Source organism: Pararhizobium sp. A13 (assembly GCF_040126305.1).
Taxonomy (GTDB): Bacteria; Pseudomonadota; Alphaproteobacteria; order Rhizobiales; family Rhizobiaceae; genus Pararhizobium.
The window spans coordinates 2,528,441-2,544,062 of sequence record NZ_CP149510.1; the positions used below are offsets into that span (position 1 = coordinate 2,528,441).

At 61.8% G+C, this 15,622-nt stretch carries 14 protein-coding genes; 8 read left to right on the plus strand and 6 right to left on the minus strand.

Features of this window, described 5'->3' with window-relative positions; genetic code table 11:
* Positions 1 to 221 precede the first annotated feature (221 nt).
* Positions 222 to 2,225, minus strand: a complete 2,004-nt coding sequence (locus WI754_RS12415) for a GGDEF and EAL domain-containing protein (RefSeq protein ID WP_349433724.1) — start codon at positions 2,223 to 2,225, stop codon at positions 222 to 224.
* 309 nt (positions 2,226 to 2,534) lie between these two features.
* Here WI754_RS12415 and WI754_RS12420 point away from each other — a divergent pair, with 309 nt between their 5' ends.
* Entirely contained in the window at positions 2,535 to 3,575 is a 1,041-nt protein-coding gene (locus tag WI754_RS12420) for a class I SAM-dependent methyltransferase (RefSeq protein WP_349433725.1), read from the plus strand.
* 145 nt (positions 3,576 to 3,720) lie between these two features.
* Here the strand turns inward: WI754_RS12420 and WI754_RS12425 are convergent, their stop codons facing one another.
* Entirely contained in the window at positions 3,721 to 4,764 is a 1,044-nt protein-coding gene (locus WI754_RS12425; RefSeq protein WP_349433726.1) for an aldo/keto reductase, read from the minus strand.
* 226 nt (positions 4,765 to 4,990) lie between these two features.
* Between WI754_RS12425 and fabD the strand changes: the two genes are divergently transcribed.
* The 7 genes from fabD to gmk all read left to right on the plus strand — a co-directional run bounded on the left by fabD (position 4,991) and on the right by gmk (position 11,922).
* Complete coding sequence (gene fabD / locus WI754_RS12430; RefSeq protein WP_349433728.1) at positions 4,991 to 5,935, plus strand: ACP S-malonyltransferase; 945 nt, start codon at positions 4,991 to 4,993, stop codon at positions 5,933 to 5,935.
* Positions 5,936 to 5,959: 24 nt separating this feature from the next.
* Entirely contained in the window at positions 5,960 to 6,697 is a 738-nt protein-coding gene (fabG, locus tag WI754_RS12435) for a 3-oxoacyl-[acyl-carrier-protein] reductase (RefSeq protein ID WP_349433729.1), read from the plus strand.
* A gap of 317 nt (positions 6,698 to 7,014) precedes the next feature.
* On the plus strand, positions 7,015 to 7,251 hold the full coding sequence (locus WI754_RS12440) for an acyl carrier protein (protein WP_018327362.1): 237 nt from the start codon (positions 7,015 to 7,017) through the stop codon (positions 7,249 to 7,251).
* 220 nt (positions 7,252 to 7,471) lie between these two features.
* Positions 7,472 to 8,731: a beta-ketoacyl-ACP synthase II gene (gene fabF / locus WI754_RS12445; RefSeq protein ID WP_349433730.1), complete on the plus strand. Its 1,260-nt coding sequence runs from the start codon at positions 7,472 to 7,474 to the stop codon at positions 8,729 to 8,731.
* A 299-nt stretch (positions 8,732 to 9,030) separates the two neighbouring features.
* Positions 9,031 to 10,209, plus strand: coding sequence for an endolytic transglycosylase MltG (gene mltG, locus WI754_RS12450; protein ID WP_349433731.1), 1,179 nt, complete (start codon positions 9,031 to 9,033; stop codon positions 10,207 to 10,209).
* A gap of 157 nt (positions 10,210 to 10,366) precedes the next feature.
* Positions 10,367 to 11,254 (plus strand): YicC/YloC family endoribonuclease, encoded by an 888-nt coding sequence (locus WI754_RS12455; RefSeq protein WP_349433733.1) that lies wholly within the window; start codon positions 10,367 to 10,369, stop codon positions 11,252 to 11,254.
* A 2-nt stretch (positions 11,255 to 11,256) separates the two neighbouring features.
* The gene (gene gmk, locus WI754_RS12460) at positions 11,257 to 11,922 is read left to right on the plus strand and encodes a guanylate kinase (RefSeq protein ID WP_349433734.1); all 666 of its coding nucleotides are present in this window, start codon (positions 11,257 to 11,259) and stop codon (positions 11,920 to 11,922) included.
* A gap of 4 nt (positions 11,923 to 11,926) precedes the next feature.
* Here gmk and WI754_RS12465 read toward each other — a convergent pair whose 3' ends face one another.
* The 4 genes from WI754_RS12465 to WI754_RS12480 form a co-directional block, all read right to left on the minus strand.
* Entirely contained in the window at positions 11,927 to 12,550 is a 624-nt protein-coding gene (locus WI754_RS12465; RefSeq protein ID WP_349433735.1) for an isoprenylcysteine carboxylmethyltransferase family protein, read from the minus strand.
* Positions 12,551 to 12,658: 108 nt separating this feature from the next.
* On the minus strand, positions 12,659 to 13,486 hold the full coding sequence (gene rsmA, locus WI754_RS12470) for a 16S rRNA (adenine(1518)-N(6)/adenine(1519)-N(6))-dimethyltransferase RsmA (RefSeq protein WP_349433736.1): 828 nt from the start codon (positions 13,484 to 13,486) through the stop codon (positions 12,659 to 12,661).
* Entirely contained in the window at positions 13,486 to 14,517 is a 1,032-nt protein-coding gene (pdxA, locus tag WI754_RS12475) for a 4-hydroxythreonine-4-phosphate dehydrogenase PdxA (protein ID WP_349433737.1), read from the minus strand. The genes rsmA and pdxA overlap by 1 nt, the downstream gene beginning before the upstream one ends.
* Before the next feature lie 10 nt (positions 14,518 to 14,527).
* Complete coding sequence (locus WI754_RS12480) at positions 14,528 to 15,472, minus strand: peptidylprolyl isomerase (protein WP_349433738.1); 945 nt, start codon at positions 15,470 to 15,472, stop codon at positions 14,528 to 14,530.
* Positions 15,473 to 15,622 lie beyond the last annotated feature (150 nt).

Genomic DNA, 15,622 nt, shown 5'->3' on the forward strand with positions numbered 1-15,622 from the left:
TCCCCGAACCCGGCGCCGGCCCCGCCTGGCTGCCACGGCTGGCAGTGTATCCGAGGGCGGGACGGGGGCGAGTATGGCATGGGCGCGAGGGGCAGGGATGAGCGGGGATGATTGAGGCCGAGGGTATGCCGCACCGGAGCCTGTCGCGGCCTGGGCGTGGATCCTCGGGTCAGGCCCGAGGACCCACTTCCAAGCCTTAAAGCGGCAAACCCTCGACCGCCTCATCCCCGCAGTGGACTGACCAGTCGCGCCCGGCGCGGATCGGCGGGTGGGGGCGCCGTGAAATTTTCCGCGGGTGCCGGGCGGCCGACGTGGTAGCCTTGCACCTGGTCTATGCGGAATTCCTGCATGAGCCTGAGCTGGTCATCGGTTTCCACGCCTTCGACGAGGATATTGTGGCCGCGATTTCGCACGAGGCCGATGATATCCTGGAGCATGGCCTTGCCGCGCGGGGTGCCGCAATCGTGCAGGAACGAGCGGTCGATCTTCACCGTGTCGAAATCGATCAGGCGAAGCCACGAAAGACCGGCAAAGCCGGTTCCAAAATCATCGAGCCAGATCTTGATGCCCAGCGTCTTCAGGTCGCTGATGCAGCGGAGAATGTCCGAATGCATCTCCATCTCGAGACCTTCGGTGATCTCCAGCGCTAGCCGGCCGCCGGCGACGCCTGTCTCTCCGAGGATCGCAGCGACGGAGGCCGCAAAGCCGGGGGCCTTGAGCTGAATTGGCGAGACGTTGACGCTGACGACCGGCACGTGGTCGTCCATCAGGAGTTCGCGGCACACCGTCCGTATGGCCCAGCGCCCCAGCTCCAGGATGGCGCCGGTTCGTTCCGCGACGGGAATGAAAAGGCTCGGCGTCACCGCGGTGCCATCCAGCATTCTCAGGCGCATCAGCGCCTCGACGGCTTCGATCCGGCCCGACACGGCGTTTCTTATCGGCTGATAGACGAGGGAAACGAGTTTCTGGTCGATCGCGATCTTCAGCAAAGCCGCGACGTTCTCGCTCTCATCGCTGCTCTGGGGATCGTTCGGATCGAACAGGCGGACGCAATTGCGACCGCTTGCCTTGGCTGCATAAAGCGCGCGGTCCGCCTCGTGGATGATCTTCTCGAGCTTCGTACCCGTTTGATTCCTGGTAAACGAGGCGCCAACGCTGACGGTGACGATCGAGGTCCCATCCCGCCGCTGCCCATGCGCCAGAGCCAGGTCCTCGACCGTGCGACGAATGGCTTCTGCAAGATCCGCCACCCGCTCGCCGGTGTCCAGGCGAGCGAGAACGATGAACTCTTCGCCGCCATAGCGTCCGATCGAGCCGCCGTAGGGACTGATCGAGGCCTCGAGTGCATTGGCGACGAGGATGAGGCAGCGATCGCCCTCCTGATGGCCGTAGCAGTCGTTGTATCTCTTGAAGAAATCGACGTCGATCAGGATTGCTGCAAAGTTCCGGCCGGATTTTTGCCAGTCGTCCCAGTAGTAACGCAGCCTCTGGTCGATTGCCCGGCGATTTGCAAGACCCGTCAAGGGATCGGTGTTCGACAGCCTCAGCAGAGCTTTTCCCCGTTCGGATGCCTCGTTGTGCTGAACCTTCGCCTCCAGGGCGTTGAGGAAGACCTTGTAGCGTTCCCTGTTGAGCTTCCAGTTCACATAGGACGTGAAGACGAAGCAGGAGGCGCAAAAGGTCCCGAATGCCAGCTTGTAGGTGGGGTCCATCGGTGGGAAGGACAGCAGAGCGGCCAGGAAAATGAGGAGAATGACGACCGATGCAACGACTGAAAGGCGAAAGTGGAAGCTGAAGAACAGGTTGACGCTCATCATGAAGATGGCACCGAAGACCATGTAGTAGGATATGCTCTGAATATCCGATGTCATCATGGCCGTGCATAGCCAACCGGCATAGGCAAGGATAACCGCGCACGCACTGGTGGCATCGATCGCGTTCGCGCTGGCATTCAAGCGGACCTGTATTTCGAGCGCGGCGATTGCGACGATGCCGACGGCGAAGCGGGCGGCGATCGCGTAGAGCGCGACGTCCGGAACGAGCAAAATGTCGGTGATCGAAAACAGAAGATAGGCGGCGACGGCGATCCAGAGTCCTTGTCTGGTGGCCTGCCTGCGCGTGCTTTGGCCTTCCTCCCGATAGAGCGCACGAAGCTCCGCCGAGGCCGGTCTCGGCGGCTCGGTATGGAGATCGATTTCAACTACGTCGGCCAACGTGTGCTTCATGCACTTTCCATTGCGTTGCGTCGCATTCTCTAGAGCTTGAGGTCTCTTTCCAACAGTCGACGCTGTCTCAGTCGCCCCACGCCGGCCATCCGGATAGGCAAGCTATCAGGAAAGGGCAGCAGTTTTCGGCACAATAGGACAGGTGCATTAACTTTTTCTGAACTTGGCGACGAGCGTCGACGCACCCGCGGCGGAGTCAACCGACACGCGAGTGCATTAACCATAACCCGCGAAAACGGGGTCGCTCGGATTGGCACTTCATCTATTTTTCACCATTATATTAATGATCTATTAACCCACGAGGTTCGAGTGTCCCAATTTAACATTGCCTTCGACGGCGAAAGCCTGATTACCCCCCAAGCCATCATCACCGAACTTTCCCCCGCCAAAACCGACCGACACGATGATCAGCTCGCAACAGCGAAAGCTGAACTCGCGCTCGTGCTGGCGATTGCCCTGCAGCAGATCGAAGAACGCCGCGATCCGGCGCAGACCGTAAAGCGGCTTATCGGGGCGCTTCATGAGACGCGCAACAAGTTCGAACCAAGCGTCTGGCAGGCGCTGATCCCGATCGTGCAGAGCCATCCGTCGGCGAAGATCTTTCAGCAGGATCCGTTCACGCGCTGGTCTTTCGAGAAGCCGCGCGGTTATTCCGGTGACGCGAGCTTGATCGACTTCATCTATGGCCACCCGGCCGTTGCGCACGAAGTCGCAAAATCCACGCCGCTTGGGCTCGGGATTTATGAATATACCAGGAACGCGCCCGGCCCCGTCGCGGTCAGGGAGCGGCGTGACATTCTGACCCGCTACGTTGACGAGATCGCCGCGGAAAAAGGCCCCGAAACCGAGATACTCACGGTCGCCGCCGGCCATCTGCGGGAGGCCGACAGCTCGGTCGCGCTCCAGGAAGGGCGGATCAGGCGGTGGGTCGCTCTCGATCAGGATCCTCTCAGCATCGGATCGATCACACGGGATTTCCAGGGCACCTGCATCGAGGCGATCGATGGTTCGGTCCGCGGGCTGCTCAGCAAGAAGCATCAGCTTGGCAAGTTCGATTTCATCTATGCCGCTGGCCTCTATGACTATCTCGCCGACAAAGTCGCGATCAAGCTGACGCAGGCCTGCATGGATATGCTGAAGCCGGGCGGCGTCTTCCTCTTCGCCAATTTCGCCGACGACATGGCCGACGATGGCTATATGGAGTCCTACATGAACTGGGCGCTGCTGCTGCGCTCGGAGGCGGACATGTGGAATGTCATCAATTCGAGCGTCGAGCGCAACAGCGTTGACGCGAGTGTCTGGTTCGGCGCGAACCGGAACATCGTCTACGGCACGATCAGGCGTTTGTGAACGTTTGAGTTTAGGCTTTGCGATGGCCTGCTGCGCGCAGCGGGCCATCCTGGTGTGGGATCAGAAGGTTGGCCGCAGCCATGATGCCTGTCTCACACCGTCTCCTGCTCCAGGCAGCCATTGACCGGCTGCGTTTCGGTATTCTTCAGATCGGCGCCGGGAACTGCCGATGCAGATGCCCGATCCCTTCCATCACCGCCGCCGACAGCTTTACATCCTTGGCGCCGATATCCGTCTTCAACTGCGCCATGCTCGTCGCGCCGATAATGACCGAGGTCATGAAGGGGCGGGTGAGGCTGAAGGCGAGTTGCATCTGGGCGAGATCGAGGCTGTGGGCGCGGGCGAGTTCGGCATAGGCGGCGACGGCGGGTCCCTGGTATTCGGTGTAGCGGCCGCCAAGGTCGCCGTTGATGGAGAGGCGGGAACCTGCAGGGCACGCGCCGTTGAGATATTTGCCGGTCATCAGGCCGGCTGCGAGCGGCGAATAGGCGAGCAGGCCGATATCCTCGTGATGGCTGACTTCGGCGAGGTCGAGATCGAAGGCGCGGTACAGGAAGTTGTACTCGTTCTGTATGGAGGCGATGCGCGGCAGGCCGTGTTTCTCGGCAAGCGACAGCATCGTCATCGCGCCCCAGGCGGTGTCGTTCGACAGGCCGACGGCGCGGACCTTGCCTGCCTGCACGAATTCTCCGAGCGTTTCGAGGATCGCCAGAAGTTCACCCGGCACAGTCGACCTGTCCTGCTTCGACGGATTGTAGGTCCAGGCGTTGCGGAAGTGGTAGTGGCCGCGGTTCGGCCAATGCAGTTGATAGAGATCGACATAATCCGTCTGGAGCCGTTTCAGGCTTTCATCGAGCGCGATCCGCATGGTGGCGGGGCTCATCGGGCTGCCGCCGCGGATATAGGGGCGTCCGGGACCGGCGACCTTGGTGGCGACGACGACGTCATCGCGTTTTCCGCGCGCCTTCAGCCACGTGCCGATATAGGCTTCCGTGCGCCCTTGCGTTTCGGCCGAAAGCGGCGTCACAGGATAGAGCTCGGCCGTATCGATGAAGTTGATGCCTTCGTCAACCGCGTAGCCGAGTTGCTCGTGGGCCTCGGCCTCGGTGTTTTGCGAGCCCCAGGTCATGGTGCCAAGGCAGATTTCGGAAATGCGGATGCCGGTGCGGCCGAGTGTCTTGTAGCGCATGGGAGTGCCTCGATCTGGTTCGGCGGCGAATGTAGTGGCTGTTTGTTGCGGCGCAAGAGAAAAGCGCGAGACTATGCACAAAGGCCGATATGGATGCACAAGCCTTGACTCGCAGGGCAGGAATGTGAATGGAGAGGAAAAAGCCGATGCCCGTCCTCTGTTTCGGGCGAAGCTTGCACATTCAAACTGCGCGGTTGTCGCCGTGCGTGGCGGAGGGAAAAACCTCATGGCAATCGCATTCACATTTCCAGGACAAGGCAGTCAGGCGCTCGGCATGGGCAAGGATCTGGCCGACGCCTTTCCGGAGGCCGCTGCCGTCTTTGCCGAGGTCGACGATGCGCTGGGGCAAAAGCTCTCCGACATCATGTGGAACGGGCCGGAAGAAACGCTGACGCTGACGGCAAACGCCCAGCCGGCGTTGATGGCGGTCTCGATCGCCGCGCTGCGCGTAATGGAAGCCAAGGGGCTCAATCTGACATCCAAGGTCGCCTATGTCGCCGGGCATTCGCTCGGTGAATATTCCGCGCTCTGTGCCGCCGGAACCTTCTCGCTTGCCGACACGGCGCGGCTCCTGCGCATCCGCGGCAATGCCATGCAGGCGGCGGTGCCCGTCGGCAAGGGCGCGATGGCGGCAATCATCGGCCTGGAGCATGGCGATGTCGACGCCGTTTGCGCGGACGCATCCGCGCTCGGCTCCTGCCAGATCGCCAACGACAATGGCGGCGGCCAGCTGGTGATTTCCGGCGAGAAGGCAGCTGTCGAAAAGGCGGCGATGCTGGCGACCGAGAAGGGGGCCAAGCGTGCCATCCTTTTGCCTGTGTCCGCGCCCTTCCACTCGGCGCTGATGGCGCCGGCGGCGGACGCCATGCGCGAGGCTCTGGCAACGGTCGCGAAGAGCAATCCGGTGGTGCCGCTGATCGCCAATGTGCGGGCGGCGCCGGTGACGGATGCGAGCGAGATCGCCAGCCTTCTGGTCGAACAGGTTACCGGCCAGGTCCGCTGGCGCGAGACCGTCGAGTGGTTTGCCGCAAACAACGTCACGACGCTGTACGAGATCGGCTCCGGCAAGGTGCTGACCGGTCTTGCCCGCCGCATCGACAAGACGGTGAGCGGCATCGCCGTCAATTCCCCTGCCGACATCGACGCGGCGCTTCAAACTCTGCTCGGCTGAGCCGAAACTATAAGGATCAAGACCATGTTCGATCTGTCTGGCCGCAAGGCTCTCGTTACCGGCGCATCCGGCGGCATCGGCGAAGAGATCGCCCGCATCCTGCATGCGCAGGGCGCCACCGTCGGCCTGCACGGCACCCGCGTCGAAAAGCTGGAAGAACTCGGCAATTCGCTCGGCGAGCGCGTCCACCTGTTTCCGGCGAACCTTGCCGACCGTGGCGCTGTCAAGGCGCTCGGCGAAAAGGCCGAAAGCGAGCTCGGCGGCGTCGACATTCTCGTCAACAATGCCGGCATCACCAAGGACGGCCTGTTCGTGCGGATGAGCGACGAGGATTGGGACGCAGTACTGGAAGTCAACCTGACGTCGGTCTTCCGGCTGACCCGCGAGCTGACCCATCCGATGATGCGCCGCCGCCATGGCCGCATCATCAACATCACCTCGATCGTCGGCGTCACCGGTAATCCGGGGCAGGCCAACTACTGCGCCTCCAAGGCGGGCATGATCGGCTTTTCCAAGTCGCTCGCGCAGGAGATCGCCACCCGCAACGTGACGGTCAACTGCGTCGCTCCCGGCTTCATCGAGAGCGCCATGACCGGCAAGCTGAACGACAAGCAGAAGGACGCCATCATGGGTGCCATCCCGATGAAGCGTATGGGTACCGGTGCCGAAGTCGCGGCCGCCGTCGCTTACCTCGCCTCCAACGAAGCGGCTTATGTCACCGGCCAGACGATCCATGTGAATGGCGGCATGGCGATGATCTGACGGCCGTAAAACGCCTGCGCTGCCGCGTTTTCGCGTTAATCGAAGGGGCGGGGCGGAAATACCGGGAATTGCGTGTTGACCAAGCCATTGCCGGCCATTTTCGGACTTTGCGGCAGCCATAAACCGTGTTAAGCGGGCCATGACTGTGCGCAGTCGATCGGAAGATATGAGGCACCCGCCGTCTTTTGCAGTGCGTGGTCTGCCGCTCTTGCGGTTGAAGAGATTGCCGGGGTGATCGTCTTGATCTCTCTGGCGTTAATAGGGTACCGATGTCAGAACGGCATCGTTGAGAAAAAACAAAGGTCGAGGAATCCGACATGAGCGACGTAGCAGAACGCGTAAAGAAAATTGTTATTGATCATCTTGGCGTCGACGCCGAAAAGGTTTCGGAAGGCGCAAGCTTCATCGACGATCTGGGCGCGGACTCGCTCGACACCGTCGAACTGGTCATGGCATTCGAAGAAGAGTTCGGCGTCGAAATCCCCGACGATGCAGCCGATTCGATCCTGACGGTCGGCGACGCTGTCAAGTTTATCGAAAAGGCGCAGGCCTGATATCAGGTCGTGCAGGGCGGGGCGCATCGCGGCCCGCCTTCAAGTCCCCATGGGGCATGCTCTCTTTTTTGGCGAGCGATAAGCGCATTTAAGGAAAGTCTGATGGCTTCCGTACCTGATCGCGCGATATGAACATCACGGAAATGGATGTACGGGTCCGGTTTTTTAGCATGTGGTCCGGTCCGGTTCTGGAATTAACAGGCAGGGTGGATCACGGGCTATGAGACGTGTCGTTATCACCGGTACCGGCATGGTATCTCCATTGGGTTGCGGAACCGAGATCACCTGGTCGCGGCTGCTTGCCGGAGGAAATGCCGCCCGCAAGGTGACGGAATTCGAAGTCGAAGACCTGCCTGCGAAGATCGCCTGCCGCCTGCCGTTCGGCGACGGCACCAACGGCACCTTCAACCCCGATAACTGGATGGAGCTGAAGGAACAGCGCAAGGTCGATTCCTTCATCATCTATGCCATGGCCGCAGCCGAGATGGCGCTGGCGGATGCCGATTGGCATCCGAAATCCGACGAAGACCAGATCGCCACCGGCGTCATGATCGGTTCCGGTATCGGCGGTCTGGAAGGCATCGTCGATGGCGGCATCACGTTGCGCGACAAGGGTCCGCGCCGCGTTTCCCCCTTCTTCATTCCCGGCCGTCTGATCAATCTCGCCTCCGGCCAGGTGTCGATCCGCCACAAGCTGCGCGGCCCCAACCATTCGGTCGTCACGGCCTGTTCCACCGGCGCCCATGCGATCGGCGATGCGAGCCGTCTGATCGCGCTCGGCGACGCCGACGTGATGGTTGCGGGCGGTACTGAATCGCCGATTTCCCGTATCGCGCTTGCCGGCTTTGCGGCCTGCAAGGCGCTGTCCACCCAACACAATGACGATCCTCAGAAGGCTTCGCGCCCCTATGACAAGGACCGTGACGGCTTCGTCATGGGCGAGGGTGCGGGCGTTGTCGTGCTCGAAGAACTCGAACATGCCAAGGCGCGAGGCGCCAAGATTTATGCGGAAGTCGTCGGCTACGGTCTTTCGGGCGATGCCTTCCACATCACCGCGCCTGCGGAAGACGGCGACGGGGCCTATCGCTGCATGCAGATGGCGTTGAAGCGCGCCGGCCTGACGGCAGCCGATATCGACTACATCAACGCGCACGGTACGTCCACAATGGCGGACACGATCGAGCTTGGCGCCGCCGAGCGCGTTCTTGGCGAACACGCCGCCAGGGTTTCCATGTCGTCTACCAAATCTGCGATCGGCCATCTGCTCGGCGCTGCCGGTGCGGTGGAGGCAATCTTCTGCGCTCTGGCGATCCGCGACAATGTCGCGCCGCCGACGCTCAATCTCGACAATCCCTCGGTTGAAACGAAGATCGACCTGGTGCCGCATGTGGCGCGCAAGCGCGAGATCAATGTTGCTCTGTCGAATTCCTTCGGTTTCGGCGGCACGAACGCTTCCCTCGTTCTGCGCCGCTTTGCGTGATTTCATCGTTCACGGATCCGCTCGATGGCGGCCCGTGTTCTTCGATATCAGCGCCTTTCCTATATCCGGTGCTCTAATTGCATCCGTTATCCAGCTTTTGCCGCATTGCTCAGTTCAAACGTGAAATAGGGACAATTTGCGGCCGATAACCGGGAAGCCAGACGCTGGTCATGCTGACACAAGGCGAAAGGAATAGGTCGCTATAGTCGTGATGAAATGATTCTCTTTCCTGCTTCTCTTCTGGAGTTCGCATCAGGGATTGAGACGTGCATGATGCGAACTCCAGAATCAGGACCCTCGTGAACGACGCAAACGAAAACAGCGCAGTGCCTTTCGGCCGCAGCGAGGCCGGAAACAACGGCCCGATCATTCCGAAGTCGGCGAGCGAAGCTCTTCGTCCCGAAAAAGTGCCGCAGCCGCCGAAGCGGTCGCGCAAGGCGAAAAGCCAGGTCGTCATCTTTCTGAACTTCCTCATGACCGTCATCGTCTGCCTGACGATCGCTGCCGCCGCGACGGTTTACTACGCGATGACGGCTTACGAGGCCAAGGGCCCGCTGACGGCAAACACCAATTTCATTGTGCGCAACGGCGCCGGCATCCAAGAGATCGCAGGCAGCCTCGAGCGCAACAACATCGTCTCCGACGGGCGTGTCTTCCGCTTCATGTCGGAAGCCTATCTGGACGACGACACGCTGAAGGCCGGCGAGTACGAAATCAAGGCGGGCTCCTCCATGCAGGAGATCATGCAACTGCTGAAGTCCGGCAAGTCGATCCTCTATTCCGTATCGCTTCCCGAAGGCCTGACCGTCAAGCAGATGTTCAGCAAGCTGAGCACGGATCCCGTACTTGAAGGCAATCTGCCCGCAGAGTTGCCCGCCGAGGGCACGTTGCGCCCCGACACCTATAAATTCTCGCGTGGCACCAAGCGCAGCGAAATCGTCGCGCAGATGGCGGCCGCGCAGAAGGCGCTGGTCGATCAGATATGGGATCGTCGCGACCCGGACCTGCCGGTCTCCGGCCGTGATGAGTTCGTTACGCTCGCGTCAATCGTGGAGAAGGAAACGGGCATCGCCGACGAACGCTCGCGCGTCGCTTCCGTCTTCATCAACCGGCTGGAAAAAGGCATGCGCCTGCAGTCCGACCCGACGATCATCTACGGCATTTTCGGCGGCGACGGAAAGCCGGCCGACCGGCCGATCCTGAAATCGGACCTCGACAAGCAGACGCCCTACAACACCTACCTGATCAAGGGTCTGCCGCCGACGCCGATCGCCAATCCCGGCCGGGCAGCGCTCGAGGCGGTTGCCAATCCATCGCGCACATCGGACCTCTATTTCGTCGCCGACGGTACAGGCGGGCATGTGTTCGCGGCCACACTCGACGAGCACAACAACAATGTCCGCCGCTGGCGCAAGCTGGAGGCCGAGAAGGCCGCCGCGGCTGCCAAGGCGGCGGAACCCGAGCCCGTCCAGGAATAATCAGTCCCACGGCTTGTGGATGATACGGCTCCGGCACGCTTGACCCTTGCGGTCAACCGTGCCGGAGCCGTACACATTCAGGCATGTTTCAAAAGTTCCACGCGCGCTTTGCGAGCCAATTCCGGTCTGCGCGCCGCGAGGACCGAGGGAGAAAACGATGCCGTTGCAATCCATGACCGGATTTGCCCGCCGCGAGGGAACCTCCGGGCGTTATCGTTGGGCGTGGGAACTGCGCTCGGTCAATGGCAAGGGCCTCGATCTCCGGCTGCGGCTGCCGACCGGCACCGAACATCTGGAGGCCGAGGTACGCAAGCTCGTGGCGGAGTGTTTTTCGCGCGGCAACATGCAGATCAATCTAACCGTTAGCGCTAGCGAGGCGGGCGTCGAGACGGTGGTCAACCAGAGTGCGCTGGCCGCTGTCCTGTCGCTGCGCGAGCAGCTGCGTGACGTCATCGACCCGGCGCCGTTGCGCTTCGACACGCTGCTCGCGATCCGCGGCATCGTCGATTTCCGAGAGCCGGAAGAACAGGAGGGGGAGCGCGCCGCGCGCGACAGCGATCTCCTGGCAGGCCTGCGGCTTGCGCTTGCCGACATCGCCACCATGCGCGAGATGGAAGGGGCAGCACTCTGTCAAGTTCTGCTCGGCCAGATCGAAGCGATCGGAATGCTGACCCGCCGGATCGAAGCGGATCCGTCGCGCAGCCCGCAGTCGATCGCTGCCCGGTTGGCGCAGCAGGTGGCTCTGGTGTTGGATGGCGGCTTGACGATCGATCAGGATCGCCTCTACGGCGAGGTGGCGCTGCTTGCGGCCAAGGCCGACATCCGCGAGGAGATCGACCGTCTGCGCACGCACGTTGCCGCTGCCCGGGATCTCTTGAAAAAGGGCGGACCGGTCGGCCGGAAACTCGATTTCCTTTCCCAGGAATTTAACCGCGAATCGAATACGATCTGTTCCAAATCGAATGCCGCGACGGTCACCGCCGCCGGCATCGAACTGAAGGTCGTCATCGACCAGTTTCGTGAACAGGTCCAAAATCTGGAGTGACCATGAGCCCCGCCAGCCCACCATCCACAAAAGCCATTCAGCGCCGCGGCCTCATGCTGGTGATCTCGTCACCCTCCGGCGCCGGCAAGTCGACGATCGCGCGCAACCTGCTCGAAGCCGATCCGCAGATGAGCATCTCCGTCAGCGTGACGACGCGCAACCGCCGCCCGAGCGAGATCGAAGGCCGTCACTACTTCTTCAAGTCGATCCGCGAGTTCGAGGGCCTGCGCCAGACAGACGCGCTGCTGGAATGGGCCGAGGTGCACGGCAATTTCTACGGCACGCCGCGCGACGCGGTGGAGCAGGCCATGGCCGAAGGCCGCGACATGCTGTTCGACATCGACTGGCAGGGCGCCCAGCAACTGCAGGAGAAGATGGGTGGCGATGTCGTGTCGATCTTCATCCTGCCGCCGTCGATGGCCGAACTGCAGTCGCGCCTGCACCGGCGCGCCGAGGACACGGAAGAGGTGATTCAGACGCGGCTTGCCAATTCGCGCTCCGAGATCGAGCACTGGATCGAATACGACTATATCGTCGTCAACGAGGATCTCAACAGCGCCTTCGCCTCGGTCAAGGCGATCGTCGAGGCCGAACGCCTGCGCCGCGACCGTCGTCCCGGCCTGTTCGAGTTCGTCAACGGGCTTTTGACGGAAACTCCGAGGTTGTGACAGGTCAGGGGACGTAGAAGAGCGTCGCCAGATAGCCGGCAGCGTGCAGCTTTTCCAGAACTTCGACGGCTGGGAATAGGGCAACCAGGCAGATCGCATCACGAAAGGTCGTCGCGAGCGCGGCCGTCGAGAAGGTGACTTCTGTTTCGCTTCTGTACCGACTGAAATTCGGCCACAAAAGCGGCGTGTCTGCGGCATAGGCGCCGTAGGCGTCAGCGAATTTTCCGCGCAGGTGCGCCGCTTCCCGCCGGGCGGTACCGTGAAAGATCAGGAATGCCACGCCCACGAGCGCCGTGGTGATCAGCAGAGAACCGAACATGAGGCCGATGCCGGTCACTCCGATGAGCGAGAACAAGTAGAGTGGATTGCGGCTGATGGAATAGGGACCATCGGTGATCAGTCGGCTGTTCTTGTGAGACCCGATATAGAGGATGCTCCAGAGCCGCCCGAGGATGGCGGTGAAGAGAAGAACAAGGCCGGTCACTTCCATCGGCTCGTGAATGCTGCTGCCTTCACCCCAGAGCGGCATGCTGACGAGGAAGGCCGAAAGAAAGGCCGCAGCGAGAAGCCAGAGCGCGTAGAGGCGTATTTTCTGGTTGAACGGAGCGGGTTGCGATGCCGAATACATACCGAAATTCCCTTTGGATACATCCCGTGCCTTCGACCTTGCGCGATCGACGTTGTGCGAATGATGTTGAGGGATTTTTGCGACAGATATGCGAAGCAGCGCCCGCGATTACAGGCAATTGGCGATCCGGCAGAATTCTTCCACTGACAGCGTTTCGGCGCGTCGCTGCGGATCGATGCAGGCCTTGGCGAGCAGGGCTTCGCCGCCGATCGATTTGACGCTCTGGCGCAGCATCTTCCGGCGCTGGCCGAAGGCGGCCATTGTCACCTTTTCGAGATTGGCGGCCGAGCAGGGGATAGGGTTGCCGATCGGTTCCAGATGGACCACCGACGAGGTTACCTTCGGTGGCGGCGAAAACGCCTGCGCCGGCACGTCGAAGGCCATGCGTGCATTCGTCCGCCAGCCGCAGAGAACGCCGAGTCGTCCATAGTGATTGTCGTCCGCCTCCGCCACGATCCTGAGGCCAACCTCGCGCTGGAACATTAGCGTCATCGACTGGTAGAAGGGCGGCCATGCCTTCGGCAGCAGCCAGTTGACCAGCAGTTGCGTTCCGACGTTGTAAGGCAGGTTGGAGATGATCCTGACCGGGCCATCGCCTGCGAGATCTTCGAAATCGATCTTCAGCGCGTCGCCCTCGATCACGTCCAGGCGGCCGGGATAGTGATCGGCGATCTCGGCGAGCGCGGGCAGGCAGCGGGAATCCCGTTCGACTGCAATCACCTTCTTGGCGCCGAGCGACAGGATGGCGCGGGTGAGACCGCCGGGGCCGGGGCCGACCTCGATCACCGTCACGCCGTCGAGCGACCCGGCGGTGCGGGCGATCTTCTGGGTGAGGTTGAGATCGAACAGAAAGTTCTGGCCCAATGCCTTTTTGGCATCGAGACCATGGCGTTGGATGACATCGCGTAGCGGCGGCAGGCCGTCGATCGCCGCCATCAGCCGTTCGCCCTTGCGGCGGTGTCAGCCAGTTCCTTAGCCATCTTCAGTGCGGCCAGCAGGCTGTCGGCGCGAGCGATACCCTTGCCAGCGAGGCTGAACGCCGTGCCGTGATCCGGCGAGGTGCGGATGAAGGGAAGGCCGAGCGTGACGTTGACACTGTCGTCGAAGCCGAGCGCCTTGGCCGGGATCAGCGCTTGATCGTGATACATGCAGATCGCCACGTCATAAGTTGCCCGGGCGCGATCATGGAACATGGTATCGGCGGGCAGGGGGCCGATGATATCGAGCCCCTCGGCCTTCAGCCGATCGATAACGGGGCGAATGATCGCTTCGTCCTCGAGACCCAATGCGCCGTTCTCGCCGGCATGCGGGTTGAGGCCCGCCACGGCGATGCGCGGCGAGGCAAGACCGAAACGCCGCTTCAGGTCATTCGCGGTGATCGTACATGTCCGGTAGATCAGGTCGGAAGTCAGCTGCGCCGGCACGTCCTTCAGCGGGATATGGATCGTCACCGGCACGGCCTTCAGCTTCGGCCCGGCCAGCAGCATGATCGGCAGCAGTTTTTCGCCGGTGGCGCGTTCGCCGATATCGGCAAGAAATTCGGTGTGTCCGGGGAACTTGAAGCCGGCCTCGTAGAGAACCGATTTGGCGATCGGATTGGTGACGACGGCGGACGTGGCCCCCTCCATCGTCAGCCGGACGGCGGCTTCGATGGCGCCGGTGATGGCGCTGGCATTGGCGGAATCCGGTTGGCCCGGCGTGACGAGGGTCGCACAGGCGACCGGCAGAACCGGCAGCGCGGTCTCGAAAACCGCAATTGCTCCGGTGCAATCCGTTTCGTGGATGGCGATGTCATGGCCAAGGATACGGGCGCGCTCGGCAAGTGCGGCGGGATCGCCGATCAGGATGAAGGGCGGCGTCTGCCAGCTCCGCCTGTTCGTCCAGGCGGCAAGGCTGATGTCGAGGCCGATGCCGGCCGGATCGCCCATGGTCAGGGCGAGCGGCCTGTCGCTTGCTGGTGGTGTCATGACAGAGCGATTACTTTTCGATGATCTGCGCCCGCTTGCGCAGTTCCTCGATGTACTTCTTGCTGTTGGCGTCTTCGCCCTCGGTCTTCTTGCCAATGTCCTCGGCGCGGAAGACGACTTCGGCAGCAAGATCGTCGGAAACCTGGCGCTTCTTGCAGATGCCGAGATACTCGACGCCCTTTTCCGTCACGCGCGTTCCCGTCGTGTTCCCGTCGCCGGCCTTTTCAACCAGCGGTTTCCAGGCCTCGGGGATCTCCTGCACCATCATGCGGCCGAGATTGCGGATCGACACGTCCCGCATCGTTGCAGCAAAGACCTTGGCCTGTTCGCAACCGGGATATTTCGAGCGCGACGCGTTGGCTTCCGCCTGGCGCTTGCCGATGATGGCGTTGCGCTTGGAGGTGGGTACCACGAAAATCACCTGCTGTAGGAAGTATTCCGTCGTCACCGGCTTGTTGCCGCCGTTTTCCTGCATGCGCCGGACCAGTTCCTCGTTGGAAAGACGGCCGCCGCCGCTGCCGCCATAGCGGGCGTTGACGACGCGCGGCCAGCTCATGGCGACCGCGACGTAGCTCTTGAAGTGGTCGAGGCCCACGCCGGCCTTGTCGAGAACCTGCGACAATTGCTGAATGGTCAGCTTGTTGCCGGAGGCAAAGCGGCCGACTGCCGCATCGACGTCACTCGTGCTGACGGAGGCGCCGACCCTGATGACTTCTTCGCGCTTGAGGACTTCGTCGATCAACTGCTCGCGCGCAGCGGCCTGGCCACCGCCCTGCCGCTGCAGGCGCAGGAACGCGGCACGCTTGGCGATGTCACCGGATGTGATGGGCGAACCGTTGACGACGGCGACGACCTTGCTCGCTGCCTGGACCGGCGCCGGTGCGGCGGCCAATGCCAGGCCGCAGGCGAGGATCATTGCTGAAACCGCGCGCGTGATCGAGTGTTTCCCGCCCATTTCTTATCCTTTTCGTCTTCCCCGAAGACAAAGCCTCGGAGGTGATGATCTTGTGCCGAGCGCAATCGTCCTGCGCGTTTTGTCGCAAGATGCATAATACATGCGGCCGAACAATGACAAGACCTGCCGGTCACGGCAAATCACGGTTCT

Excerpts from the sequence above, each read along its gene's own strand:
- WI754_RS12415 (WP_349433724.1), bottom strand. The coding sequence starts at position 2,225 with ATGAAGCACACGTTGGCCGACGTAGTTGAAATCGATCTCCATACCGAG.
- fabG (WP_349433729.1), top strand. The coding sequence starts at position 5,960 with ATGTTCGATCTGTCTGGCCGCAAGGCTCTCGTTACCGGCGCATCCGGC.
- gmk (WP_349433734.1), top strand. The coding sequence starts at position 11,257 with ATGAGCCCCGCCAGCCCACCATCCACAAAAGCCATTCAGCGCCGCGGC.
- rsmA (WP_349433736.1), bottom strand. The coding sequence starts at position 13,486 with ATGGCGGCGATCGACGGCCTGCCGCCGCTACGCGATGTCATCCAACGC.
- WI754_RS12455 (WP_349433733.1), top strand. The coding sequence starts at position 10,367 with ATGCCGTTGCAATCCATGACCGGATTTGCCCGCCGCGAGGGAACCTCC.
- fabD (WP_349433728.1), top strand. The coding sequence starts at position 4,991 with ATGGCAATCGCATTCACATTTCCAGGACAAGGCAGTCAGGCGCTCGGC.
- WI754_RS12480 (WP_349433738.1), bottom strand. The coding sequence starts at position 15,472 with ATGGGCGGGAAACACTCGATCACGCGCGCGGTTTCAGCAATGATCCTC.
- WI754_RS12465 (WP_349433735.1), bottom strand. The coding sequence starts at position 12,550 with ATGTATTCGGCATCGCAACCCGCTCCGTTCAACCAGAAAATACGCCTC.
- pdxA (WP_349433737.1), bottom strand. The coding sequence starts at position 14,517 with ATGACACCACCAGCAAGCGACAGGCCGCTCGCCCTGACCATGGGCGAT.
- WI754_RS12425 (WP_349433726.1), bottom strand. The coding sequence starts at position 4,764 with ATGCGCTACAAGACACTCGGCCGCACCGGCATCCGCATTTCCGAAATC.
- WI754_RS12440 (WP_018327362.1), top strand. The coding sequence starts at position 7,015 with ATGAGCGACGTAGCAGAACGCGTAAAGAAAATTGTTATTGATCATCTT.
- fabF (WP_349433730.1), top strand. The coding sequence starts at position 7,472 with ATGAGACGTGTCGTTATCACCGGTACCGGCATGGTATCTCCATTGGGT.